Consider the following 1,665-nt stretch of genomic DNA (forward strand, 5'->3'; position numbering starts at 1 on the left):
GGCATTTAATTCAGACAGACGCTATTATGAGCGTGTGCAGGAAACAGGTACATATCTGGATACCGTAGCAGCATCCACAGATCAGGCAGAACTGAAAACAGTACAGGACTTCCTGGATCATATTGAGAATCAGGAATTGTATCATGTGCTGATCACCGTGGACAGGCTTACACTGCAGATCGTTCTGATGAAGATCCAGGGGTACAGCACTCATGAAATCGCCAGGTATCTGAAGATTACCGAAAAGGCGGTTTACAGACGTATGGACAGGCTGAAAGAAAAAGTGAAAAAGATCTTTGAATAATTCATGATAATCACAAAGCAGGGTGTGAGAACAATCTCCACCCTGCTTTGTGATTTGAAATGCTATTAGGAATTTTCAAACATCGTATTAGGAAGAATATATGTACTTTTTAAGCCATTATTTCTGTGCCATTTTACGAAACTCTCCAGGTAACAATCCTGTACTTTTCCGAAACAGTTCTGCAAACCTACTTGCACTTGTATATCCGACACTTTGTGCTACCTGGCCGATTGAAAGATCAGTCTTTGCTAAAAGAGTTTCTGCCTGGCTCATACGTCGCTGCTGGATATACTCCGTAATCGTGCAGCCATGATATTCTTTAAATGAAATCTGGAGCTTTCTGGCGCTCATACAGGAAATACGCACAATCTGCTCCAAAGGAATGTCCTGAATACAGTGATCGTTTAAATACAGTGTGAGATTTTCCAACTGTTGAATATCTTGAACAGATAGCTTTTTTCTGACATCTTTTTTCTGCTGCTGTAATCGGCTCCACTCTACAATCAGAGAAATCGCCTCAGCTACTTTCCCTTCATAGAACAGAGCCGCGGCAATACCCTTTCCCCTATACGTTTCCACCTGCTTCAGCAGACGGGACATTTCTGGAAAATTCATCGTCTGTCCGACATCCTCAAACGCTTTTAAAGTACTTGCATATTCGTCGGGATACTGCTCTTTCAAATAACCTTCATAATAGGCAGGCATAATCTCAATTCCAACCGTGCGGATTGGGATTTTTTTGTGTACGAGAATCTTGTAGGTGGAATATCCTCCAATAAAACTTTTGACGCTCCCCACTTCCAATCTTCGATAAGGCGAGAGTTCTTCACCGGAAATAGAGTCAAACTGCATGATGCTTAAACACTCTGGCCAGTTAAACTCCAAAATAGTATCCTCATTGAGGTAGAAGTCGTGGATTTTGATGTCAAAAAGATCCTGCCTGTTATAAATCCAGAAGGTTCCTGTCCCAGTTTTGTCATTCAACTGCCAGGTGGTTCCAGCCTCACAATAGTTCGGATTATTCGGAGCCGGTGTAAAACCCCGTTCCGCAAATTGTGTTACATAGAAATCTTCAATCTTATTCTTCATAACGCATTTCGCTCCTTTGCCACGATAGCGCAAACTTATATCTTGATAACGCAAACATCCTTCCAAACTATTGTAAGAAGGATGTGAATAGAGTATCTTTGATTTGTGGTTAGCGTCACCTAACCTAAATATAACATAAGAAATGGGGAGCGTCAAGGCAACGCTTCTCTGAAAAGGAGGATTTGGATATGTCTGCGCAATCATCGTATCTGAACAAGAAAGGTCTTACAATCAAGGACCTTGTAACTATTGGTATTTTTACTGCACTATTT

2 protein-coding genes are annotated in these 1,665 nt (G+C 41.3%); one reads left to right on the forward strand and one right to left on the reverse strand.

Features of this window, described 5'->3' with window-relative positions; translation table 11 throughout:
- A partial coding sequence (locus B5F87_RS20440; protein ID WP_143405320.1) for an ECF-type sigma factor occupies positions 1–304 on the forward strand: 304 nt, incomplete at its 5' end.
- A gap of 117 nt (positions 305–421) precedes the next feature.
- Here the strand turns inward: B5F87_RS20440 and B5F87_RS20445 are convergent.
- Positions 422–1,597: a response regulator transcription factor gene (locus B5F87_RS20445; RefSeq protein WP_242964633.1), complete on the reverse strand. Its 1,176-nt coding sequence runs from the start codon at positions 1,595–1,597 to the stop codon at positions 422–424.
- Positions 1,598–1,665: the final 68 nt, after the last annotated feature.

It is taken from the genome of Eubacterium sp. An3 (genome assembly GCF_002159465.1).
In the GTDB taxonomy this organism is placed as follows: Bacteria; Bacillota; Clostridia; order Lachnospirales; family Lachnospiraceae; genus Anaerobutyricum; species Anaerobutyricum stercoris.

What these genes read in the sequence shown, in the direction of transcription:
- B5F87_RS20445 (WP_242964633.1), bottom strand. Translation starts at nt 1,597, where the DNA reads ATGATTGCGCAGACATATCCAAATCCTCCTTTTCAGAGAAGCGTTGCC.